Annotated in this window: 25 protein-coding genes; 9 read left to right on the top strand and 16 right to left on the bottom strand. The window is 60.4% G+C overall.

The annotated features are described in order from the left end of the window. Positions 1 to 16: 16 nt before the first annotated feature. Positions 17 to 934: a UTP--glucose-1-phosphate uridylyltransferase gene (locus A3EC_RS0106040; RefSeq protein WP_018024284.1), complete on the bottom strand. Its 918-nt coding sequence runs from the start codon at positions 932 to 934 to the stop codon at positions 17 to 19. A gap of 116 nt (positions 935 to 1050) precedes the next feature. Between A3EC_RS0106040 and A3EC_RS0106035 the strand changes: the two genes are divergently transcribed. The 4 genes from A3EC_RS0106035 (at position 1051) to mscL (ending at position 3166) form a co-directional block, all read left to right on the top strand. Then, on the top strand, positions 1051 to 1668 hold the full coding sequence (locus A3EC_RS0106035; protein ID WP_018024283.1) for a 5-formyltetrahydrofolate cyclo-ligase: 618 nt from the start codon (positions 1051 to 1053) through the stop codon (positions 1666 to 1668). Between the two features lie 10 nt (positions 1669 to 1678). Then, positions 1679 to 1900 (top strand): FmdB family zinc ribbon protein, encoded by a 222-nt coding sequence (locus A3EC_RS11555; protein ID WP_018024282.1) that lies wholly within the window; start codon positions 1679 to 1681, stop codon positions 1898 to 1900. 107 nt (positions 1901 to 2007) lie between these two features. Further along, on the top strand, positions 2008 to 2667 hold the full coding sequence (locus A3EC_RS0106025) for an SAF domain-containing protein (protein ID WP_018024281.1): 660 nt from the start codon (positions 2008 to 2010) through the stop codon (positions 2665 to 2667). A 70-nt stretch (positions 2668 to 2737) separates the two neighbouring features. After that, positions 2738 to 3166, top strand: a complete 429-nt coding sequence (gene mscL, locus A3EC_RS0106020; RefSeq protein WP_018024280.1) for a large-conductance mechanosensitive channel protein MscL — start codon at positions 2738 to 2740, stop codon at positions 3164 to 3166. A 120-nt stretch (positions 3167 to 3286) separates the two neighbouring features. Here mscL and A3EC_RS0106015 read toward each other — a convergent pair whose 3' ends face one another. From A3EC_RS0106015 to A3EC_RS0105985, 7 genes are all read right to left on the bottom strand, one after another. Continuing rightward, a complete protein-coding gene (locus A3EC_RS0106015; RefSeq protein ID WP_018024279.1) occupies positions 3287 to 3514 on the bottom strand; it encodes a hypothetical protein in 228 nt (75 codons plus the stop codon). A 4-nt stretch (positions 3515 to 3518) separates the two neighbouring features. Further along, on the bottom strand, positions 3519 to 4094 hold the full coding sequence (locus A3EC_RS0106010) for a MogA/MoaB family molybdenum cofactor biosynthesis protein (protein WP_018024278.1): 576 nt from the start codon (positions 4092 to 4094) through the stop codon (positions 3519 to 3521). A 40-nt stretch (positions 4095 to 4134) separates the two neighbouring features. Next, positions 4135 to 5355, bottom strand: coding sequence for a S1C family serine protease (locus A3EC_RS11550; protein WP_245532954.1), 1221 nt, complete (start codon positions 5353 to 5355; stop codon positions 4135 to 4137). A 195-nt stretch (positions 5356 to 5550) separates the two neighbouring features. After that, entirely contained in the window at positions 5551 to 7005 is a 1455-nt protein-coding gene (locus A3EC_RS0106000; protein ID WP_018024276.1) for a sensor histidine kinase, read from the bottom strand. Next, the gene (locus A3EC_RS0105995) at positions 7002 to 7694 is read right to left on the bottom strand and encodes a response regulator transcription factor (RefSeq protein WP_018024275.1); all 693 of its coding nucleotides are present in this window, start codon (positions 7692 to 7694) and stop codon (positions 7002 to 7004) included. The genes A3EC_RS0106000 and A3EC_RS0105995 overlap by 4 nt, the downstream gene beginning before the upstream one ends. A gap of 277 nt (positions 7695 to 7971) precedes the next feature. Further along, positions 7972 to 8145: a 50S ribosomal protein L32 gene (gene rpmF, locus A3EC_RS0105990; RefSeq protein WP_018024274.1), complete on the bottom strand. Its 174-nt coding sequence runs from the start codon at positions 8143 to 8145 to the stop codon at positions 7972 to 7974. A gap of 15 nt (positions 8146 to 8160) precedes the next feature. Continuing rightward, the gene (locus A3EC_RS0105985) at positions 8161 to 8430 is read right to left on the bottom strand and encodes a type B 50S ribosomal protein L31 (protein WP_018024273.1); all 270 of its coding nucleotides are present in this window, start codon (positions 8428 to 8430) and stop codon (positions 8161 to 8163) included. Positions 8431 to 8959: 529 nt separating this feature from the next. Between A3EC_RS0105985 and rpmB the strand changes: the two genes are divergently transcribed. The 4 genes from rpmB to rpsR are packed head-to-tail and all read left to right on the top strand — an operon-like array spanning position 8960 to position 9934. Continuing rightward, on the top strand, positions 8960 to 9196 hold the full coding sequence (gene rpmB / locus A3EC_RS0105980) for a 50S ribosomal protein L28 (protein WP_018024272.1): 237 nt from the start codon (positions 8960 to 8962) through the stop codon (positions 9194 to 9196). A gap of 3 nt (positions 9197 to 9199) precedes the next feature. Next, positions 9200 to 9364, top strand: a complete 165-nt coding sequence (gene rpmG, locus A3EC_RS0105975; RefSeq protein WP_018024271.1) for a 50S ribosomal protein L33 — start codon at positions 9200 to 9202, stop codon at positions 9362 to 9364. Between the two features lie 3 nt (positions 9365 to 9367). Then, complete coding sequence (rpsN, locus tag A3EC_RS0105970; protein ID WP_018024270.1) at positions 9368 to 9673, top strand: 30S ribosomal protein S14; 306 nt, start codon at positions 9368 to 9370, stop codon at positions 9671 to 9673. A 9-nt stretch (positions 9674 to 9682) separates the two neighbouring features. After that, on the top strand, positions 9683 to 9934 hold the full coding sequence (gene rpsR / locus A3EC_RS0105965) for a 30S ribosomal protein S18 (protein ID WP_018024269.1): 252 nt from the start codon (positions 9683 to 9685) through the stop codon (positions 9932 to 9934). 516 nt (positions 9935 to 10450) lie between these two features. Here rpsR and A3EC_RS11545 read toward each other — a convergent pair. Then, positions 10451 to 11242, bottom strand: a complete 792-nt coding sequence (locus A3EC_RS11545; protein WP_156812865.1) for a hypothetical protein — start codon at positions 11240 to 11242, stop codon at positions 10451 to 10453. Between the two features lie 649 nt (positions 11243 to 11891). On the opposite strand from A3EC_RS11545, the gene A3EC_RS0105955 reads away from it, so the two are divergent. Then, positions 11892 to 12821: an AEC family transporter gene (locus A3EC_RS0105955; RefSeq protein WP_018024267.1), complete on the top strand. Its 930-nt coding sequence runs from the start codon at positions 11892 to 11894 to the stop codon at positions 12819 to 12821. A gap of 49 nt (positions 12822 to 12870) precedes the next feature. Here A3EC_RS0105955 and A3EC_RS0105950 read toward each other — a convergent pair whose 3' ends face one another. The 7 genes from A3EC_RS0105950 to A3EC_RS0105920 form a co-directional block, all read right to left on the bottom strand. Beyond that, complete coding sequence (locus A3EC_RS0105950) at positions 12871 to 14076, bottom strand: acetyl-CoA C-acetyltransferase (protein ID WP_018024266.1); 1206 nt, start codon at positions 14074 to 14076, stop codon at positions 12871 to 12873. Positions 14077 to 14136: 60 nt separating this feature from the next. Then, positions 14137 to 15849 carry an AMP-binding protein gene (locus A3EC_RS0105945; RefSeq protein ID WP_018024265.1) on the bottom strand — a complete coding sequence of 571 codons (1713 nt, stop codon included), beginning with the start codon at positions 15847 to 15849 and terminating at the stop codon, positions 14137 to 14139. A gap of 216 nt (positions 15850 to 16065) precedes the next feature. Continuing rightward, complete coding sequence (locus tag A3EC_RS0105940) at positions 16066 to 16911, bottom strand: HpcH/HpaI aldolase/citrate lyase family protein (RefSeq protein ID WP_018024264.1); 846 nt, start codon at positions 16909 to 16911, stop codon at positions 16066 to 16068. A gap of 2 nt (positions 16912 to 16913) precedes the next feature. Then, on the bottom strand, positions 16914 to 17477 hold the full coding sequence (locus tag A3EC_RS0105935) for a MaoC family dehydratase (RefSeq protein ID WP_018024263.1): 564 nt from the start codon (positions 17475 to 17477) through the stop codon (positions 16914 to 16916). Between the two features lie 3 nt (positions 17478 to 17480). Next, positions 17481 to 18638, bottom strand: coding sequence for an acyl-CoA dehydrogenase family protein (locus tag A3EC_RS0105930; protein ID WP_018024262.1), 1158 nt, complete (start codon positions 18636 to 18638; stop codon positions 17481 to 17483). A 59-nt stretch (positions 18639 to 18697) separates the two neighbouring features. Continuing rightward, positions 18698 to 20731 carry an acetyl/propionyl/methylcrotonyl-CoA carboxylase subunit alpha gene (locus tag A3EC_RS0105925; RefSeq protein ID WP_018024261.1) on the bottom strand — a complete coding sequence of 678 codons (2034 nt, stop codon included), beginning with the start codon at positions 20729 to 20731 and terminating at the stop codon, positions 18698 to 18700. Between the two features lie 30 nt (positions 20732 to 20761). Next, positions 20762 to 22360 (bottom strand): carboxyl transferase domain-containing protein, encoded by a 1599-nt coding sequence (locus A3EC_RS0105920; protein WP_018024260.1) that lies wholly within the window; start codon positions 22358 to 22360, stop codon positions 20762 to 20764. Positions 22361 to 22406: the final 46 nt, after the last annotated feature.

Genomic DNA, 22406 nt, shown 5'->3' with positions numbered 1-22406 from the left:
GTCCCTCTCGCCTACCTCAGTTGCTTTCGTCTTCAGCCAGCCGCTTGGTAATAAATTCGCGTAGCGTCGGCCCGTAGGTCTCATCCTGCAGACCGAAGTGCACACACGCGGCAATGTAGCCGCCGGGGTTACCGAGGTCGTGGCGCACCCCATCATGCACCAGAATGTGCACTGGGTGGCCTTCCTGAATCAGCATTTCGATGGCATCGGTGAGCTGAATTTCGCCGCCACGGCCAGGCTTGGTGCGGCGCAGCGCGTCAAAGATCGCGCGGTCCAGCAGGTAGCGGCCGGTGGCCACGAGGTTCGATGGTGCTTCTTCCGGTGATGGCTTTTCCACCATGCCGGTGACCCGCAGGGTGCGGTCCATGCCGGTAGCTTCATCGGACACTTCAAAAACGCCGTAGTTGTACACCTGGCTCCGTGGCACTTCCAGTGCGCACAGCACGCTGCCGCCGAGCTTTTCCCGCACGGCCGCCATGTCTTCCATCACGCCCATCGGCAGCACCAGGTCGTCCGGCAGCATCACGCCAACAGCGGTTTCATCGTCGTCGAGCACAGCTTCGCCCTGCAGTACCGCATGACCCAAGCCCAGCGGTTGTTCCTGCAGCACCGGCACGGCGTCAATGATGTTGGCGGCGCGCTGCACCTTGCGCAGTTGCTCTGATTTACCGCGTTCTTCCAGGGTGGCTTCCAGTTCGGTGTGCCGCTGGAAGTGGGCCATCACCCCGTCTTTGTTCGGCGCAGTAATCACCGCGAGCCGCTTGACACCCGCCTTCGCTGCTTCTTCAGCAATCAGTTCAATACCTGGGGTATCGACTACAGGCAGCAGTTCCTTTGGCACAGTTTTAGTCGCTGGCAGGAATCTGGTTCCCAAGCCCGCAGCCGGCACAATGACGGTGCGGAAGGGCACGGAATCGGCGTGAGGTTGGGTCATAGAAGCAACCCTACCGGGCAGGTTGCTCATTCTCGGTTATTGACTCGGCCAATTACACTTTCTTACATATGCCTTACTATTTGGCGCACATTTCGTGCCCCAGAAAGGACGCGCCAATGACCGCCGACACTAAGCAAATGCTACGGATGGAACTACTCGCGCGGCGCCGCGATCTGCCCGATGACCAGCGCACTCCCTTGGACTCGGCACTGACCGCACTGCTGCTCGCCTTCGTCCAGGGTGCCTTGGCTGAGCGCGCCATGTCGGACGCGCCGCCTGCGCCCCCATATACGGTTGCCACCTATGTCCCGCTTGGCATGGAGCCGGGCACCACGTCGTTGCCGCAGCAGCTGAAAGACCTTGGCGTGCGGGTGTTGCTGCCAATTGTTGGGGCGCCTGGCCCGTTGGATTGGGCGGAGTATCAGGATGCGTCGTCCTTGGCGCCGGCCCGGATGGATCTGTTGGAGCCGACTGGCCCTGCGCTGGGCGCTGATGCGATTGCGGTGGCGGATGTGATTTTTGTTCCGGGGTTGGCAGGAGATTCCTCCGGCATGCGGATGGGCCGCGGTGGCGGTTTCTACGATCAGTCCTTACCGCTTGCTTCGGACAGTGCCCCGCGCCTGCTGTGCCTGTATCCGTGGGAGTTGCGGGAGCACATCCCGACCGAGCCGCATGACGTTCCGGTGACACATATTGTTACCCCGACGGCAATTCGCTCCGTCAATAAGCACTAAAATTGGGGCCGTGCCAATCTATGCTTACCGCTGCAAGGACTGCAATTACGCCTTCGACATTCGCCAGTCCTTTGATGACGACAGCCTCACTGAATGCCCGAAATGTGGCGGCAACCTGCGTAAAGTGTTCGGTTCCATCGGCGTGACCTTCAATGGTTCCGGTTTCTACCGCACCGATTCGCGCAGCAATTCCGGCAGCTCCGGCAGCAATTCGAGCGCTTCCGCCAACTAGTTCCCCGGGTTAGCCCCGCCGATAGGGAACCGTTTGCCCGTCCCCTGCGTCCGTTTCATTGAGCTTTTTGACGTTATGAAGGACGCTAACTGAGGGGAACTCGAGTTATGGGCACTCGGAAACATTCGCCGTCGCTGCTGACGGTCTTGCGCACCCCGGGGTGGCCGCGGATTGTGCTGTTGCGGCGGATCGCAGCTGGCGTGTTGGTGCTGATTGCTGCTGCCACGTTGCTGCAACCTGCGGTGGCGCCGCCGGCTGATGCCGCCCGTGTTGTGGTGGCGAAAACGGAGTTGGTGGCTGGGGAACCACTGACTGATGCTGACGTAGAGACCGTTCTGGTGCCGATGGAGCTAGTGCCGGAGTTTGCGTTGGCGCCGGATGCCGAAATTGTGGGTTCTATTCCGATCGGACCGGTGGGGCGGGGTGAAATTTTGACGGAATTGCGTTTGGTTTCGGACAGTTTAGTGGCAAAAATCAGCGCTGGTGACGAAAACCACAGCGGATCTCATATTGTGTCAATCCGACCGAACGACCCGGTTTTAGTTGCACATTTGCACACTGGAGATGCAGTAGACATTGTGTCCACGCAGCGAAATTCTGGGGACGCGCGGGTAATTGCTGCAGGTGGGCGGGTTATTACTACCCTCAATGCGGACTCCGACACGGACGCTGCCGTTCTCGTTGCACTTTCCCGTGACGAAGCTGCAGAAGTGGCCGCAGCTGGGCTTTCTGGCCCGTTATCCCTTTTGTTGACCACTCCACAATGACTATTGTGTTCAGTGGGATTAAGCTCCCGACCGGAACTAATACCACGTTTACAATTTGAGGAGAAGCTCCATGCTCCAGGGGTTCAAAGAATTCATCATGCGCGGCAACGTCATTGACCTTGCCGTCGGTGTCGTTGTCGGTGCTGCATTCACCGGCATTGTCACTAAGTTCACTGAGGCCATCATCACCCCACTGCTCGCCGTCTTCGGTGGCGACCAGGAGTTGGGCTGGGGCTTCCAGCTGCTTCCAGACAACCCAGCGACTTTCGTTGACTTGGGCGGCCTGGTTTCCGCAGTCATTAACTTCCTGATTATCGCTGCCGTCGTGTACTTCATCCTAGTGATGCCGATGAACAAGCTGGAAGAGCGCCGCAAGGCCAAGATCGGTGCTGACGAAGAAGAGGACGAAAAGTCGAACACCGAAATCCTGCTGGAAGACATCCGCGACCTGCTGGCTAAGCAGGACGGCGAAGCGACCGGCGGCGCACACCGCGCATAGCTTGCATGCCAGTTGGCTGCGCGCCAGTCGCTAGCTGGCAGCGCGCCAAACGTAAGCGTGCGAAACGTAAGCGCGCCAACTAGCAAGAAGCCACCCTACGGCTCCCTGCACTAACTTCGGTTAGCGTTCGGAGTAGTGGGGTGGCTCTTCTTCTGCCCAAAACTCATTGTTGAGGGTGGATTTTTCCAGTTCTTCTATTGTTTCCGGTGCCGGCTCATCCAGCGTCTGGATTTTCTGTGCATCCCGGTGCCGTGGCGTTAAAGCGGTGCGTTGCGGATTGAGCGCTGCTGTGTCGCCGTTAGCGATCCGGCGAACACGACGTCGACCCCGCGAAACCTTTTCGGTCACAGCGCTACCCTTCCCACGTATTCAGCTCATCCAGCAACAGATGCACCAGCGGGCACAACGTCGACATGCCATCGCGGACAGCGCCGCGGGTGCCAGCAAGGTTGACTACCACCGTCGACCCGGAAATCCCGGACAGGCCGCGCGAGAGCAGCACTTCGGTAGCGCCAGCTACTTGGCCGGAGTTCCGCAGAGCTTCGGCGATGCCCGGAACTTCCATATCGAGCACGTCGAGGGTTGCTTCTGGGGTGACATCGCGCGGTCCGACACCGGTGCCACCAATGGTGATGACGAGGTCCGCGCCGCCCACCACAGCGGTTTCAATGGCTTCACGGATCCGGTCTACTTCGCGTGGCACGGTCAGCGCGGCATCGACAGTAAAGCCACCTTCGTCAAGGAGCTCCGCGGTGAGTTCGCAGATGCGACCGCTTTCTCCGTTGCCGTTATCTTCTACCAACGCGACCAATGCACGACGCTGACCTGCAGTTTCGTGGAGGTCAATTTCAATTTGGTCCAAATGTTCCGGAGCTGGTTCTTCCGATCCGCCGAGGCGGTCCGTCCGAATTTGGTCTAGGGCATCCATGTTTATCCTCTTATCTTCGCAGCTTGTTTTCGCAGCTTAACTAGTCAGATGCCGCTTCAATGGTGACGTCGACTTCGCGTTCATTTCCGCCTTTTTCGTCCACGACCGTCAGCGTCACTGTTTCACCGACTTGATGTGACCGTATCGCAGCAATCAGTCCGTCGCCGTCGGAAATCGAACGATCACCGATTTTAATGACAATATCGCCTGACTCCAGACCTGCCCGCTCCGCGGCGCCGCCTTTATTCACCTTGACGATTTTCGCCCCCAGCACCGTTGGCCGCGACTCAATCTGGGCGTTAATTACGCTTCGGGTTGCTTTGCCTTTTTCCACCAGCTCATCGGCGATACGACGGCCCTGGTTAATTGGAATGGCGAAGCCAAGGCCAATAGAGCCCGACTTTTCACTGGTCGTGGAAATCACCGAGTTAATGCCGACGAGGTTGCCAGCCAAGTCGACCAACGGGCCACCGGAGTTACCTGGGTTAATGGCGGCATCGGTCTGAATCGCGTCGATAATCGACTGGGTGCTGCCATCCGCGCCGCCAGCACGAACCGGCCGGTTCTTCGCGGACACAATGCCAGAGGTCACCGTGGAGGTCAGCCCCAGTGGTGAACCAATCGCCACCACCTGCTGCCCCACCTTCAGGTCATCCGAATTGCCCAACTGAATTGGGGTCAGACCATTGACATCGCGAATCTTGATTACCGCGATATCCGACGATGGGTCACCTGCCACTAGGTCGGCCGGATGCACCGTACCGTCATTCAGGCGTACCGCCATGAGGGCTTCTTTGTCTTTGTCGGCTGCCTCAATGACGTGGTAGTTCGTCAGGATGAGGCCGTCGGAGGACAACACCGAACCGGAGCCCTGCCCGCTAGATGAGCCAGCTTCCACAAAAATGGACACTACGGATGGCAGCACTTTGTCCGCCACTGCCTCAATCGAGCCTTCGGGCGAAGCATGGTTCGCCGACTGTGGCTCCTCCTTCAGCGAGTTGACTACGCCGGAGTCGCCATTGGACGCTAACGCCCCGCCCACGGCCCCGCCGAGGCCACCGCCAAGCAGCACGAGAGCAGCTGCAGTCACGACCCCTACTTTGGCGCCGCCTTGTCGACGATTACCGCCATCATTCTGGTACATAGTTTGTCCGGTTGGCGGGTACGGCGGTTGCCCGCCGCCAGTGGACATCCCCGTCATCCCCGACTGCGAGCCTGATGCGAAAGGCGACTGTTGGGAAACATGCGAAGGCGATTGCATGCCGGTGTGGGTTACCGGATTGAATGCACTCGTGGGTGGTGTGGCTTCATTGCTCCGAGCCCAGGAACCCGAGCTATCCGCCCAATCACCGTGCATGCTGTTCCGCGGAGCCCCGGAACCGGTGCCGCCGAACTGATTTTGACCATTCATAAAGAACATTATGACGAATGGAACTGAGCTCGGCCTTAGAAGCGTCTACTGAATGTCAATGGATTCGCCATTTGTTACTGGCTCCTCCGCGACACCAGGCAGGCAAACCACCATCAAACAGCCGCCATCGTTCGAATCGCCAATCGTGATCGTGCCGCCGTGGCGAACCACCACTTGCTGCACAATTGCTAAGCCGAGGCCGGATCCAGGCATCGATCTCGACTGAATGGACCGGTAAAAGCGTTCGAAAACCTTGGCTCGGTCTTCCACCGGAATCCCGGGACCAGAATCCGCAAAACTGATTTCCATCAATGCGTCGCCGCGGCGTTGCATTTTGACGCGAACCGTACCGTTATCTGGCGACCACTTCGCAGCGTTATCCAGCAAATTCAGCAAAGCCCTGCCAAGTGCATGTGGGTCACCGAATACATGCCATGTTTCTGTTGCCATTTCGAAGTTCAGGTCTGGGCGCCGGCGCTTAACTCGCTCCAAACTATTCTCCAGCACTTCTGCCAAATCGACGTCTTCAATGACTTGCTGCGGGCCATCTTCACGCGCCAAGTCCACGAGGTCGCCGACGAGGGTGGTGAGTTCATCGATCTGCCCGACCACATCACGCTCGAGGTCTTGGCGGTCCTTTTCATCCAAGCCACCAGAACGGCTCGCCATCATCAGTAGTTCAATATTCGTCCGCAACGACGTCAATGGAGTTTTCAGCTCATGGCCAGCATCGGCAACCAATTCGGCCTGCTTCTGCCGCGACGCCATCAACGATGAGACCATCTCATTGAAACTGAGGGCAAGACGCGCAAGTTCATCGTCGCCATGCACCGCGACTGGCTTCAAATCATCTGTCTCGGTGACATAGTCAACAGCACGGCGCAGCCGACCAATCGGCCGCAAACCAGCGGTCGACACCGTGGTGCCAACACCAATAGCTGCGAACACACCGAGAGCACCGATCATCAGCAGCACGACGCCCAGTGAGCGCAGCAAATCTCGGGTCGGCCCCAAGTCCTGTGCCAGCACCAGTGTGCCACCGGAGGAATCGTGGACCGCATAGATGCGCTTTTGTTTGGTTTCATCGGTGCGGAATGACGATTCCTTGTTGCCGCGCAGCACCGAAATTTCGGTGGCGGTCAGCTCAATCGTGTCACCGCGGCCAGCAAACACCCCAGGCGCAAAGTACATCGCGTCTAGGTTCGGGTTCAGGATTTTGAGGTTCTCCCCCGTCCACGCCGCATCGAGTGCAAACTCTGATGCGTAGCGGGAGCTGAGCAGCTGGCTAGCTTGCCGCTGCATATTGGCATCTGCTTCTCGGTACATGGTGTTTTGCACCGTGAAGAAGGCGGCGATGGTCATCAACGCCACCACGAGTGCCACAATGGCGGCGGTCAAGAAGGTCAGGCGCCATCGGAGGGAGATATTGCGGGTCCAGCTGCCGCTTTCATCCTCAACTGCCGCCTGATCCGCATGTGCGGGTGGGCGGCCAGGGATCACGGGGCAGTCTCCCGGAGAACGTAGCCGACACCACGGACGGTGTGAATCAGTCGGGATTCACCGCCTGCTTCGGTCTTTCGGCGCACATAACCGATGTACACTTCCAGCGCGTTTCCGGTGGTTGGGAAATCATAGCCCCACACTTCTTCCAGAATCAGCGCGCGGGACAGCACCCGCCGGGGGTTCTGCATCAGCAGTTCCAGAAGTGCGAATTCGGTGCGGGTCAGGCTGATTGGGCGTTCTCCACGGAACACATCGCGAGTCTCTGGGTCCAGCGACAAGTCCTCAAACTGCAAGGTTTCACCGGCACCGCCCTCTTCGCCAGTCAGGTTGGCGCGGCGCAGCAAGGAGCGCACGCGCGCTAGCAACTCTTCCAGCGCGAACGGCTTCGGCAGGTAGTCGTCGGCACCGGCGTCAAGGCCAGCGACTCGCTCAGACACCGCATCGCGCGCAGTGAGCACGAGGATTGCGAGGTCGTCGCCGCGGCTACGCAGTTCACGACATACTTCCAGGCCATCCTTCTTCGGCATCATCACATCGAGGATCACCAGGTCTGGTCGGGCTTCCTCGATCTTCTGCAGCGCATCTACGCCATCAACAGCCTGCGTAACTTCGTATCCGTTGAACGTCAGGGAGCGGCGCAGCGACTCGCGGACGGCTTGGTCATCATCGACTACCAAAACTTTCATAACAACCATTGTGCATCGTGGAGGTAAGTTCGCGCTGAGAACTGCCCAGAAATAACCCAATTTGGGCCGCAGAACCGCTGGCAGATGGTCATGGAGCTAGAGGCAGAGCTACAGGTAAACGTCAAAAAGCCCAAACAAAACCGCCCCAACCCACTGCAGCGGTGCAGGGAATTGGGGCGGTAGTTACGCGGCCGCGAAAGCTGCGGCCCGGGCCTAAAGGTGTCAGGCGGAACGCTTTCGCCAAACGGATTCGGTCGAAAGGCTTCAGCCGAAAAGCTTAGAACTGCTTCAGGTCGACCAGGCCGAGCTGTGCAGCCTTCACCAGGCGGCGTGGAATCTTGTAGGTGGTGCCGTCGATCTTGACTTCCTGGAGGGCGACATTGTCGGCCTTCCACTGGGAACGGCGCATGTTGGTGTTGGCGCGGGACATCCGGCGCTTTGGAACTGCCATGGGTTTTCCTCCTCCTTAAGCGTTCTTCTTGCGACGACGAGCAAGGCCGCCGTAGCGCTTCTGGAACTTCTCGACACGGCCAGCGGTGTCCATGACACGCTGCGCGCCGGTCCAGAATGGGTGGGACTCTGCGGTGACGTCAACAACGATGAGTGGGTACTCGTTGCCGTCTTCCCAGGTGACGGTGCGGTCCGAAGATGCGGTCGAACGGGTCAGGAACTTGTGACCGGTACCAGCATCCTGGAAAACCACTGGGTGGTAATCCGGGTGGATATCCTTCTTCATTAAATCGATTCCCTCAGGATTGAACTTCAGGTCGGTTCGGCGCGCAGATAACGCTTGATTGGTGCGTATATATAAGGCGCAGATCGTGCCTGAGTTGGGTGGACGATGATTGCTATTTACTGCATCGGAGTAGCACGTCGCGGACGCCGGGGCGCCACGGACCGCAAAGCACCGATAACAACAACCTGGTACTGTACACCTGCGCATGGCCGATCCTGAAATTCCGCAGCTGCGGCGCATGCTCGTAGGTCTGGTGACTAGCGTGAGTGGGCGGTTCGCCTGGCGTGAGTGGGCGGTTCGCCTGGCGTGAGTGGGCCGCAAATGGCGCGTTTGCCCAGGGGATTAGGTTTTTCAGGCAGCGAGCTGTAGGGTTAGCCCTTGCTGTTGTCTAAAGATTCGTTTTTTGCCCGTGCACTGGCACGACGGCGCCTCGATCATTTCTCCGCCACACATTGCCAGTGTGTGCGTGACGATCTCCCTCGCTGTGCGTCGCAACCGGTTGCATCCTGGGCTGTATAAGGAGAACCCCATGTCGGCGAAATGCCAGGTCACGGGACGGAAGCCGTCGTTCGGCAACTCCGTCTCTCACTCGCACCGGCGCACCTCCCGCCGTTGGAACCCCAACGTGCAGCGCCACTCTTTCTACCTTCCATCCGAAGGTCGCTCTGTAACCCTGAACGTCACGCCAAAGGGTCTGCGCACCATTGACAAGCTCGGTATCGAAGCTGTCGTGGCAAAGCTGCGCGCCCAGGGAGAGAAGATTTAACCCATGGCACGTAATGACATTCGTCCAATCATCAAGCTGAAGTCCACTGCGGGCACCGGTTACACCTACGTGACCCGTAAGAACAAGCGCAACAACCCGGACCGTATTTCCCTGAAGAAGTACGACCCGATCGCCAAGAAGCACGTCGAATTTCGAGAGGAGCGCTAAACAATGGCGAAGAAGTCCAAGATCGCTAAGAACGAGCAGCGTAAAGCTATCGTCGAGCGCTACGCCGAGCGTCGTAACGAGCTCAAGGCAATCATCAAGAACCCGAACACCTCTGACGAAGACCGCCTGGATGCACAGTTCGAACTGAACCGTCAGCCACGCGACGCTTCCCCAGTGCGCGTCCGTAACCGTGACTCTCACGACGGTCGCCCACGCGGCTTCCTGCGTAAGTTCGGCCTGTCCCGTGTCCGCGTCCGCGAAATGGCTCACCGCGGTGAGCTGCCGGGCGTCCGCAAGTCCAGCTGGTAGGAGAAAACAGTGGCTAAGCGTAACTTTGTTAAGAAGGCGCGGATTGAACAGTCCCGTCGCCCAAAGAAGAACCCATTGAAGTCCGCTGGTGTCGAAACCGTCGACTACAAGGACGTGAGCCTGCTTCGTCAGTTCATTTCCGACCGCGGCAAGATCCGTTCCCGTCGTGTCACCGGCCTGACCCCGCAGCAGCAGCGTCAGGTTGCCACCGCAGTGAAGAACGCTCGCGAAATGGCACTGCTGCCTTTCACCAGCCGCTAAATCGCTGGGCCGGCTTGATGCTGGCCTTTCGACAAGCTGGGCCAGCGACTTTTCGCTGGTAGGCGCCAGGTTGCACGCGACCTAGTGCCGGCAGGTTCGTAAAACGAACACTTCGGACAACCTTAAACCGCCCCGCTCCCCTTTCGCACTGAATGTGCGGGCTCCCGCGCTTTCCGCGCGAGCTCAGGGTTGAGCCGGGCGTTTTTTGCATGCGCAGGCACCGTTGTTGCTGGCGATTCTTGTGCCTCGTGCTCACAATCCATGGTCGATTTCGAATTACTGGTACTTAATACACTTTTGCCAGCACTGTTTGCCCCTTGTACTTCCGCTCGAGCCAGTAATTCTCCACTACGCATCGTCGCGACACATCGTCAGTACGCATCGTCAGTACGCATCGTCGAGTCACCTTCTTGCACCTTCCATCAGCCGCACAGCGACCGCCTATCCCCCACACCGTCACGCTTCGCCCATCCTGGCTGCAACCGCCTTGATGGCAGCGCCCCATCGCGGCGATTATCAAGACGTCGGAATGAAATATGCTTCGCCAATGAACTCAGCAGCACCATTTCGCAATGCAAGTTCTCGTGCCTCGACCACTTTGCGTACCTTTTCGCGAAAGCTCGCATTTGGTTGGAGCACCTCGGACCATTCAACCCGAAGAACGTCGCAACCCAGCGCTCGGATGGCTCGCTCCCTGTGAATTTCCCGCGTCATCAGTGTTCGTTGCGAACTACTGTCCGGCACTACGGCACTTCGCTGGTACTTAGTCGCACCGTCAAATTCAATTGCCAAACCCAGCGCCGGAACATAGAAGTCCACTCTGGCCACGAATTCAGATCGCCCCGTCCGGCTCTTTGAGGTACGAATTTCTACCTGCTCAAGCACCCGATGGGAGCCAACCCCCATTTGGTGGAAGCCGAATCCAGCTTCAATCAACGCAACTTTCGTCAATGCTTCGCCTGGAGATTCACAAAACCCATGACAAACCTGTAGAGCTTCAGCAAAGTGCTTTCGCCCGTGCACCCGTGGATAAAGGTCAGGCATTTTCAACATCTCTTCCCTGGAAGCTCCGCAGTTCAGAGCCCCTTCGACGGCCAGTACTGTCCCTCGCAGGTCTGGCCGCTTAGTGCCCCTCGGTGCCCGCGATCGACACTCATCGAATGCCGCTTTCGCCAGGACCGCGGTACGTCTCTCGTCGACAAATGTCACATGCTCCCTGTGGATCTGCTCTTCAACACGTTTGCAATTGGGCTGCTTCCGAAACTCTTGGCCACCGCCGATGATTCGCAGCTCTGCATTTTTCGTCATGATCCAGCTTCCGTGAAGGGCTAATGCGGCCGCACCGGTAATGACCCCGTCGGCGTTTCTTGGGACTAGCGCCAATACTTTGAGCCTGAATTGCTCTGAGCGATTCATTTCAGACCAATGAGCGCTCGGCACATATTTACCTCGGGCGAGTCTTATCGCCGTTCCGTTTCTTGCGCGCCCCGCTAGCGTGCGAATTCGACTCCTGTGCTCGGAGGTAACCAATAGCCCATCCGCATTAACGGGCAAATCCAGCCTCGGCTGCACCTTCCGCTTCCGCCGACTTTGCCCACCCGCAACGCCGCCTCCCCCAGCCCCTCCCTGCATTTCTCCTCCTTGCTGCCGTTGCACACCGCAACCCACACCAAGATGGACGGCCTCTGCGGACTCACGGTTCCCTCCGCAATCGCTTCACCGCACTGCAACCCCGCACCCAACCTTCCTTCCCTCCTGAAATGAGCCAGCCAGCCTCATCTCCACCTGCGCTACCATTCGGGGGAACGCCGCCCACCGCACCGCCGCCCAGCCAGCCACCCAACCACCGCACCACCGCCCACTGCCCGCCGGCACCCAGCCAGCCCCACCGCACCACCGCACACGCCCAGCCCCCCACCCAACCCCAGCCCAACCCCAAAGGAGCCCGCCCCACCCCATGCTCGAACTCATCACCGGTTTCGGTTCCGTCACGCTGATCATCCTGGTCGGCTGGCTCGTCGGTCGCCTCGGCACCCTCGGCCCGAACGCCGGCTACGTCCTGAGCATGGCGGTGGTGTGGATCGCCACGCCCGCGCTGCTATTCGGCATCCTCGCAGACACCAACCCGGCGTCGTTGTTCCACTTGCCGTTGGCGGTGGCCGCGCTTTCCGCCTTATTGACGGCCACAATCTACCTCATCCTCGGCCGATTGTTCCTGAATAAACGCGGCGCACCTGCAGTGATTGGCGCGCTGGCCTCGTCGTATTCGAATGCCGGCAATCTGGGTATCCCCATCGCCATCGCAGTGCTGAAGGACTCCAGCGCGGTTGTGCCTGTGATGCTGTTCCAGATTGCCTTCTACGCCCCGGTCACCCTTGCGTACCTCGACATCGTGACCGCGAAATCCGAGCGTATGGACCTCCGCAAGATCATCACCACCCCGTTCGCGAATCCGATTCTGTTGGCGGCTCTTGCCGGCATGGCGTGGGGGTTCAGTGGGATTGCGCTGCCCCAATTCGTCAAAACGCCCATTGATTTGCTGGCCGGCGCAATGGTCCCGATGGCACTACTGGCATTCGGCATTTCGCTGGCGTCGGCGTCGGTGTTGGAGCGTGGGGTGTCGCCGCGGCGGGCAGTGGTTGTCTCGTCGGCGCTGAAGATTGTTGTCATGCCGCTGATTGCATATGTGTTGGCGCACTTCGCTTTTGGTATGCGTGATGACGCTTTGTTGGCGGCCGTGACCATGGCAGCGCTTCCCACTGCGCAAAACGTGTTCAACTACGCGACGCGCTACAACATTGGCACCGTAGGATCGCGCGACGCCGGGGTGCTGACCACAGTGGCCTGCCTCCCGGCGTTGCTACTCATTGCCTTCTTGCTGGGCTAACCCCTTAACCCATTCCCCAGAGGCAAGTTCTGGTTGGGTGCGCAGCGGTTTACTTGTAAATCAGCAGCGCGTCGCCCTGACCGCCGCCACCACACAAGGCAACCGCAGCCTTGCCTTCGCCGCGGCGAGCCAGCTCATGTGCAGCGTGCACAACCAGACGGCAACCGGACGCACCAACTGGGTGGCCCAGCGCAATCGCACCACCGTGAATGTTGGTCTTCTCCAGCGGGTAGTCCAGGTCCTTCAGCGACTGCACCGCGACGGAACCGAAGGCCTCATTGATTTCGATGAAGTCCAGGTCCGCCACGTCCCAGCCGCCGCGGGCCAGCGCCGCCTTAATCGCATTCGATGGCTGCGAGTGCAGCGAGGTGTCCGGACCAGCAACCGCACCGGAAGCACCAATGGTTGCCAGCGGCTCCAGGCCGCGCTCCTCTGCCCAGCTGCGGCGAGCAATCACCACAGCGGCGGCGCCATCCGAAATTGGCGACGAGTTACCAGCGGTAATGGTCGCAGACTCATCCTTGGAGAACGCCGGACGCAGCTTCGCCAGCGACTCCACAGTTGTCTGCGGGCGGATGCCCTGATCTTCGCGGACCACAACTGGGTCACCCTTGCGCTGCGGAATGGAAATCTCCACGATTTCCTCGTCGAAGACGCCCTCTTCCCATGCCTTAGCCGCACGCTGGTGCGACTGCGCCGCCACTTCGTCCTGCTCAGTGCGGGTGATGCCGCGCTCCGCGTTACCGCGGTCAGAGTTCACACCCATCGACTCACCATTGAACGCGTCGGTCAGTGCGTCGCGCTCCAAGGTGTCCAGCATCTGCATCGCGCCGTAGGCGCGGCCCTTGCGGGAACCGGACACCACATGCGGCGCATTAGTCATGGACTCCTGGCCAGCAGCAACTGCGACATCCAATTCACCTGCGCGAATCATGCGCGTCGCCTGAATCACAGCGTCCAAGCCCGACAGGCAAACACGGTTCACAGTGGTGGCGCCAGTGGTCAGCGGCAAACCAGCCTTCACAGCGGCCTGTCGAGCTGGATTCTGACCTGCGTCGGCAAGCAAAACCTGGCCCAATGCCACGTGCTGAATGTCCTCGGGCTCAACCCCCGCGGACTCCACGGCCGCGGCAATCGCGGCGGCGCCGAGGTCTACTGCGGACAAATCCGCCAGCTGGCCAAGCAGCTTGCCCTGCGGGGTGCGGCGGGCGCCGAGGATAACGACGTCATCTGGGGACTGTGGAATGGTGCTCATGTCAAAAACCTTTCGTTACGGCCGCGGCACATCGGCCGCGACACATTTCCTTTTCTATTCTTAAACCCAACCGAGGATGCGTGGGGCTGCTTCGCGCATTTCGACCTTGCGAACCTTGCCGGATGCGGTCATCGGGAAAGAGTCGCAGACGTGGACGTAGCGCGGAATCTTCTGGCGGGACAGCTTGCCGTGGGCGAACTCGGCAACGTCGGCCTGAGTCAGGTCGTCAACGTCGTCATGCAAAATGACCCACGCCATGATTTCCTCACCGTACTTGTCATCCGGAACACCAATGACCTGCGCGTCAACAATCGCTGGGTGGGTGTGCAGGAACTCTTCGATTTCACGTGGGTAGATGTTCTCGCCACCACGAATCAGCATGTCCTTGATGCGGCCGGTAATCGACACGTAGCCTTCGTCGTCAATAACGCCCTGGTCACCGGTGTGCATCCAGCCGTCGGCGTCGATAGCTTCGGCGGTCTTTTCCGGGTGCTTCCAGTATTCCTTCATCACGGAGTAGCCACGCACCAGCACTTCGCCAGCCACACCACGCGGCACCGTCTCGCCGGTGTCTTCGCAGGCAATACGCAGTTCCACATGCGGCATGACCTGGCCGACGGTGTTCACACGCTTATCAATCGGGTCGTCCTTACGGGTCTGGCAGGACACCGGGGAGGTTTCCGTCATGCCGTAGCAAATCGCGACCTCGTGCATGTTCATCTGGTCCATGACTTCACGCATGGTCTTCGATGGGCAGGAGGTACCCGCCATCACGCCGGTGCGCAGGGAGGACAGATCGTATGGGCTGCCGTAGTCGGCTGCTTCGTGCAGCTCTTCCAGAGAGGTAATGAACATGGTTGGCACGCCGTACAGGGAGGTTGCGCGTGCCGAGTGCACTGCCTTCAGGGTTTCGCGTGGCTTGAAGGATGGCCCTGGGATGATGACGGTGCCGCCGTGAGAGAACACTGCGATGATGCCGATGACCATGCCGAAAGTGTGGAAGAACGGCACTGGGATGCAGACGCGGTCCTTTTCGGTGTAGCCGAGGAGCTCACCGATGGAGTAGCCGTTGTTCAGGATGTTCTTGCTGGTCAGGGTGGCGCCCTTCGGGAAGCCGGTGGTGCCGGAGGTGAACTGAATGTTCACTGGGTCATCCGCCTGGACTTCAGCGGCAACATCGGAGAGGTCCTCAATGTCGCCGTTGGTCATGTCGTACCACTCCGGCGAACCGAAGTACACAACTTCTTCAACCTCAATGGTGCGCTGCTTGCGGGCTTCAATCAGCATCGAGCGGTAGTCGGAGTCCTTGTAGCGTGGCGGCGCGAACACCAGCTTGACGTTGGCCTTGTCCAGCACGTAGTTCAGTTCGACCTGACGGTAGGTCGGGTTGACGTTCACCAGCACCAGACCCAGGAAGTGGCAGGCGTACTGTGCGATAACCCATTCCCAGCGGTTCGGGGACCACACGGCAATGGAGTCACCTTTGCGGTAGCCCTTGCGGTGCAGAGCCGTCGCTAGGCGCAGCACCATCTGGTACAGCTCCTGGTAGGTGAAGGTCTGGTCGGCGTAGACGTCAACCAGTGCTTCGCGGTTCGGGAACTTTTCTACGGTCGCGCGGAGGTTTTCCGCCAGGGTTTCCTGCCGCAGTGGCGCGAAGCCCTGTTCCATGCCGCCGCCGCGGACGTGGGACATCACGGTGCCGTCTTCGGCGACCAGGGTGGAACCGAAGGTGGTGGATTCGAAACGACCGTCGGTGGTGAGTGTGGTTGTCATGGCGTTCTCCAGATTTCAGAAGTTCGAGCACTGTCCTCGAACGTGGGTGGGGTTAATTGGTGGGAGAGGTTAGAGAGGAATGTAGAGGTTTTGTGTGGGTTTCGGGCCGGAATGTCGTTTTCGGCCCAAAACTTGTTTTGAAGTGTTATGGGCCGCCGGTTCGGTGGCCCAGGTGGTTACCGTCCGGCCCCGGTGGTTAGCGTCCGGCCCAGGTGGTTAGCGTCCGGCCCGGCGCGCGATGACTTCTGCTTGGCGGAATAGTGGCGCGTCGACCATTTGTCCTTCGAAGCTGAAGGCACCGGCGTTCTTCTCGGCTTCGGCGAGAAGCCGTGTGGCCCAGTCGATTTGGGCTTCGGTTGGTTGGTAGGCCTCCCGGATGGTGCCGACCTGCTTGGGGTGGATGCAGCAGGTCGCGGCGTATCCGAGTGCGGCCGCGTCGAGTGCTTCGGCCCGCAGTCCGGTTTCGTCGGCGATGTCGACGTGTACGGAGTCCAGGGCGGCTTTCCCGTAGGCGGCGGCTGCGAGTTGGACTTGGGCGCGGGCGAAGCGTGGCACGTCACGGTAGGTGCCGGCGTTGGCTTCCCCTTCGGCGAACCGGGATGCGGTGCCGCCGAGCCCGGCGGTGAGGTCTTCGGCGCCCCAGAACAGTGCCACCGTTACGTCCGCCGCAGCGATTTCCGCGGCGTTGAGCACTCCGCGCGGCGTTTCAATTAGCGCGATGACCTGCAGTCCAAGCTCCCCAAGTGCTGCAACGTCGGCGGCTGCTTCGGCCTTCGGAAGCATCACCTGGGTGAATGTGGACTTTTTGACGTATTGGAGGTCGAGTTCGTAATCCGGGGTCTCTGGCGGGTTAATCCGCACGATCGTGCGCTGCGGGTCCAGTTCTCCGGACTCCCCGGCGTCGATAATGGCCTGTCGGGCTGCGGCCCGGTTTTCTGGCCGGGCGCCGTCTTCTAAGTCCAGGATGACCATGTCGGCGCGTTCGGCGGCTTTGGCAAAACGCTCTGGCCGGTCCGCTGGTGCGAAGAGGATGGCTGGGCCTGCTGGAATCCAGGAAGTCATGGTTAGGCCTCCTTGTTTGCCTTGGTTGGGTCGCATTGGACGAGGGTGGAGCGCACGGCGCGGCAGACGACGGTGCCGTCTTGGTTGCGGCCGATGTGTTCCAGCTCGACGATGCCTTGGTTCGGTCGGGACTTGGATAGTCGCTTGCTGCGGCAGATGGTTTCTGCGTATAGCGTGTCGCCGTGGAACATTGGTGCCGGGAAGCTGACTTCGGTGAAGCCGAGGTTCGCGACGATGGTGCCCAGCGTCAGCTGCGAGACGGACAGGCCAACAACCGTGGAGATGGTCCACATGGAGTTGACTAGGCGCTGGCCGCCGAACCCTGGCTGGGTGGCTGACCATGCGGCGTCAAGGTGCAGTGGCTGGGTGTTCATGGTCAGGGTGGTGAAGACCACGTCGTCGGCTTCGGTGACGGTGCGCCCTGGACGGTGCTTGTAGCAGACGCCTTCTTCGTATTCTTCGAACCAGAGGCCACGCTGGACTACTTCGCGCGTCGCTTCAGTGCCGGAGTTGCCAGCGTCAGTGCCGGTGTTGCCAGCGTCAGTGCCGGTGTTTTTGTCGCTCATCGGTTACATCCCCAGTCCGCGGGCAATCAGCATCAGCTGAACTTCGGTGGTGCCTTCGCCGACTTCCAGAATCTTGGAGTCGCGGTAGTGACGGCCAACGCGGTATTCGTTCATGAAGCCGTAGCCGCCGTGAATCTGGGTGGCGTCCCGGGCGTTGTCCATTGCTGCTTCGGAGGACAGCATCTTGGCGATGGATGCTTCGCGGGCAAATGGCTTGCCGGCCAGCATCTTTGCCGCCGCGTCGTACCAGGCGGTGCGAGCGGCGTGTGCGCGCGCTTCCATCCGGGCAATCTTGAAGGAGATCGCCTGGTATTCGGAGATAGCGCGGCCCATGGAGTTACGTTCTTTGGCGTAGCGCACCGATTCGTCGACACAGCCCTGTGCAGCACCGGTGGCCACTGCGGCGATGGCGACGCGGCCTTCGGAGAGGGTGGACAGGAAGTTGGAGAAGCCGCGGCCGCGCTCACCCAGCTGGTTTTCCAGTGGGACGCGAACGTCGTTGAAGGCCAGTGGGTGGGTGTCGGAGGAGTTCCAGCCCACTTTGTCGTAGGACGGCTGCACATCGAAGCCTGGGGTGCCGTTTGGCACGACAATGGTGGTGATTTCCTTCTTGCCGTTGTCGCGAGTGCCGGTGACAGCGGTGACGGTGACCAGTTTGGTGATGTCGGTGCCGGAGTTGGTGATGAACTGCTTGTTACCGTTGATAACCCACTCGTCGCCGTCTTCTACTGCGGTGGTGCGGGTGGCACCCGCGTCGGAGCCCGCATCTGGTTCGGTCAGGCCGAAGCCTGCCAGTGCGCGGCCAGCAGCCAGGTCTGGCAGCCACTTCTGCTTCTGTTCTTCATTACCGAACTGGTAAATCGGCATGGCACCTAGACCGACGCCAGCTTCCAGGGTCATGGCGACGGACTGGTCGACGCGTGCCAGTTCTTCCAGCGCCAGGCCGAGGGCGAAGTAGTCGCCGTCCTGGCCGCCGTATTCTTCTGGGAATGGCAAGCCGAACAGGCCCATTTCACCCATCTGCTTGACGATGTCGTATGGGAACGTGTGGTTCTTGTAATGCTCGTAGGCCACTGGGTCGACAACATCGTTGGCGAATTCGCGAACGCCTTCCTGCAGCGATGCGTACTCTTCTGGCAGGTCGTTGGTGGAGATAAACATGGTGTGAGTCCTTTGCGTTGTGGGTGTCGGCGCGTGGCCGACCACCCGAGTTGTGGGGGTTAGTTGTCTTCGGCTGGGGTGATGACGGCGATGGCTTCACCGGCTGGGACTTGTTGCCCGGCTGCGCATTTGATGGACACGACGCCGTCGATTCCGGCGGTGAGGGTGTGCTCCATCTTCATGGCTTCGACCACCAGGACTGGTTGGCCGGCGGTGACGGTGTCGCCGTCGGCGACGGACAGGGCGATGACGGTGCCTGGCATTGGTGCGGCGATGATGCCGTCGGCGTCCGCTTCCCCACCGGCGCCACCTGCGACGGTTGCTTTTTGCTTCAGCGCCCAGGTGCCGTCGTTGCCGCCGACGACGATGTCTTCCCCGGCCACATCGATGGTCCAGTAGCTGGCCAGACCGTCGATGGTCAGTTGCCACCGTTCGCCGTTGCGGCGGATGGACGCGGCGTATTCGCGTGGTTCCGGCTGGTCAGCGTCGTCACCGTCGGTTTTATCCAGGCCAGCAACGTGCTTGCCGACGATTACCGTGGCGCTACTCGGGGTGCCTTCAACGGCAACGAGCTGGTCATTTTTGCCGTCATCCAGTCGAATATGGGATGCGATGTGACGGCCTGGGCGCCAACCATCTGGGTAGGCCCATGGCGAGGAGGTCTCGGTTGGCCAGCGCTCGCCGAGCCATGCCATGGCTGCGGCAACCAGTGCTTGGTCTGGCACCGAGGAGGCGACATAGTCTGGGGCAACTCGGTCCAACAGTCCGGTGTCGAGGCACCCGGCGCGGACTTCTTCGTCAGCTAGCAGGAAGCGGCAAAAGTCAGTGTTGACGCCGACACCAGCAACAATGGTGTTTGCCAGGGCGCGGTCGAGTCGGTCCATCGCTTCGTCGCGGTCCGCGCCGTGGGCAATGACCTTCATGAGCATTGGGTCGTACAGCGAGGTCACTTCGGAGCCGGCGACGATACCGGAGTCGACGCGGATGCCGGTGCCGGATGGTTCCGCCAGTGCGGTGACGGTACCGCCGGTTGGCAGGAAGCCGTTTTCTGGGTCTTCGGCGTAGACACGGGCTTCGATGGAGTGGCCGGTCAAGGTGACATCTTCTTGGGCAACCGGCAGCTCTTCGCCGCGGGCAACCGCCAGCTGCAGTTCCACTAGGTCAATGCCGGTGACCATTTCGGTTACTGGGTGTTCGACCTGCAGGCGGGTGTTCATCTCCATGAAGAAGAAACGCTCTGGGTTTTTCGCGGAGACAATGAATTCGACGGTTCCGGCGCCAACGTAGCCTACCGAACGGGCAGCGTCACATGCGGCTTCTCCGATTTCCGCTCGCGTCTTTTCGTCAAGAAGCGCCGATGGGGCCTCTTCAATCACCTTCTGGTGGCGGCGCTGCAGGGAGCACTCACGCTCGCCGAGGTGGATGACGTTGCCGTGGCTGTCGGCGACAATCTGGACTTCAATGTGGCGTGGGGTGTCGACGAAGTGCTCGAGGAACAGGGAGTCGTCGCCGAATGCGGAGGCGGCTTCGCGGCGGGCAGTGACTAGTGCGGCGGCGAGGTCTTCCAGCTTTTCGACGCGGTGCATGCCCTTACCGCCACCACCGGCGGATGGCTTAATCAGCACTGGGAAGCCGATGTCTGGGGCGGCGTTAATGATGTCTTCGTCGGTCAGGCCGACGCGGGAGATGCCAGGGACCGTTGGCACGTCGCGGGATTCGACGGCAGCTCGGGCGGAAATCTTGTCGCCCATGGTCTCAATCGCGGAGGCCGGCGGGCCCATGAAAATGATGTCGTTGTCTTCGCAGGCTTTGGCGAAGGCAGCGTTTTCGGACAGGAAGCCGTAGCCCGGGTGGATGGCCTGTGCCCCGCTGCGCTTGGCGGCGTCGATGATTTTGTCGATGACCAGGTAAGATTCGCGGGCTGGCGATGGGCCGATGTGGACGGCGAGGTCGGCTTCGCGCACGTGCAGGGCGCCGGCGTCGGCGTCGGAGTAGACGGCGACGGAGGTGATGCCTTGTTCGCGAAGGGTTCGGATGACTCGGCAGGCGATTTCGCCGCGGTTGGCGACCAGGACGGTGGTGATGTGGTTCATTGTTTCGCTCCTTTCTTATGTGGTGGCCGGTTACATGCGGAAGACACCGAAGCTGGTGTCGCCGATTGGGGTGCCTGCGGATACGTCTAGGGCCATTCCGAGTACGCGGCGGGTGTCGGCTGGGTCGATGACCCCGTCGTCCCAGAGCCGGGAGGTTGAGTAGTAGCAGCTGGACTGGCGGTCGAACTGGTCGAGGATTGGCTGCTGGAATTCAGCTTCTTCCTCGGTGGACCATTCACCACCGGAGCGTTCAATTTGGTTGCGGCGCACGGTCGATAGGGTCATGGCCGCCTGTGGGCCACCCATGACGGCGACGCGGGAGTTTGGCCACATCCACAGGAAGTGTGGCGAGTAGGAGCGGCCGCACATGGAGTACGCGCCAGCGCCGAAGGAACCACCGATGACGACGGTGAACTTTGGCACTCGAGCGGTAGCAACAGCGTTGACCATCTTCGCGCCGTGCTTAGCGATGCCGCCGGCCTCGTATTCGCGGCCGACCATGAAGCCGGTGGTGTTCTGCAGGAAGACCAGTGGGATGCGGCGCTGGTCGCACAGCTCAATGAAGTGCGCGCCCTTTTGTGCGGATTCGCCGAAGAGGACACCGTTGTTGGCGATGATGCCGACTGGGTGGCCGAAGATGTGGGCGAAGGCGGTGACGAGTGTGGTGCCATATTCGGCTTTGAACTCGTGGTATTCGCCGCCGTCAACGATGGTTTCGATGACTTCGTGAACGTCGTATGGCACCTTCGGGTCGACCGGAACAATGTCGTACAGGTCTTCTTGTGGGCGCTTTGGTTCAACAGCGTCGCGCACATCCCAAGTTGGCTTCGGCGACTGCGGCAAAGTGTCGACAATGTCGCGGACCTTGTGCAGGGCGTCGTAGTCGTTCAGGGCGAGGTGGTCGGAGACACCGGAGGTGCGGGTGTGCAGTACACCGCCGCCGAGGTCTTCTGGGGTGACGTCTTCACCGGTTGCGGCCTTGACCAGCGGTGGTCCGGCCAGGAAGATGGTGCCCTGGTCTTTGACGATCACGGTTTCGTCGGACATCGCTGGGACGTAGGCGCCACCTGCGGTGCAGGAACCCATGACGGCGGAAATTTGCGGGATGTTCTTCGCGGACAGGTTGGCCTGGTTGAAGAAGATGCGGCCGAAGTGGTCGCGGTCTGGGAAGACTTCGTCCTGGTTCAGCAGCATCGCGCCGCCGGAGTCCACGAGGTAGACGCATGGCAGGTGGTTGGTTGCGGCGATTTCCTGGGCGCGAAGGTGCTTCTTGACGGTCATTGGGTAGTACGTGCCACCAGAGACGGTCGCGTCATTGGCAACGACCATGACGCGGCGACCCTTAACCAGGCCGATACCGGCGACGACACCTGCGGCTGGGACGCGGCCATCGTATTGGTCGTTGGCGGCGAGAGCGCCGACTTCGAGGAATGGGGAACCTGGGTCGAGCAGTTCTTCGATGCGCTGGCGCGGCAGCAGTTTGCCGCGGGAGAGGTGGCGGGCGCGGGCCTTTTCGCTGCCGCCCAGTGCTGCGGTGGCGAGGCGTTCGCGTAGGTCTTCGACGAGGGCTAGGTGCGCCTCGCGGTTAGAAGTGGCGACACCGTCTCCGGTTGCTACCGGTGCTGACATGGTTTCCTCCGTGGTCGTGCGGATTGGTTCTAGTTAATTCCAACTA

Origin of the sequence: Corynebacterium ulceribovis DSM 45146, assembly GCF_000372445.1 — a bacterium.
Lineage (GTDB): Bacteria > Actinomycetota > Actinomycetes > Mycobacteriales > Mycobacteriaceae > Corynebacterium > Corynebacterium ulceribovis.
Note: the sequence above shows the minus strand (reverse complement) of the source record. Positions and strands in the feature narration are given on the sequence as shown.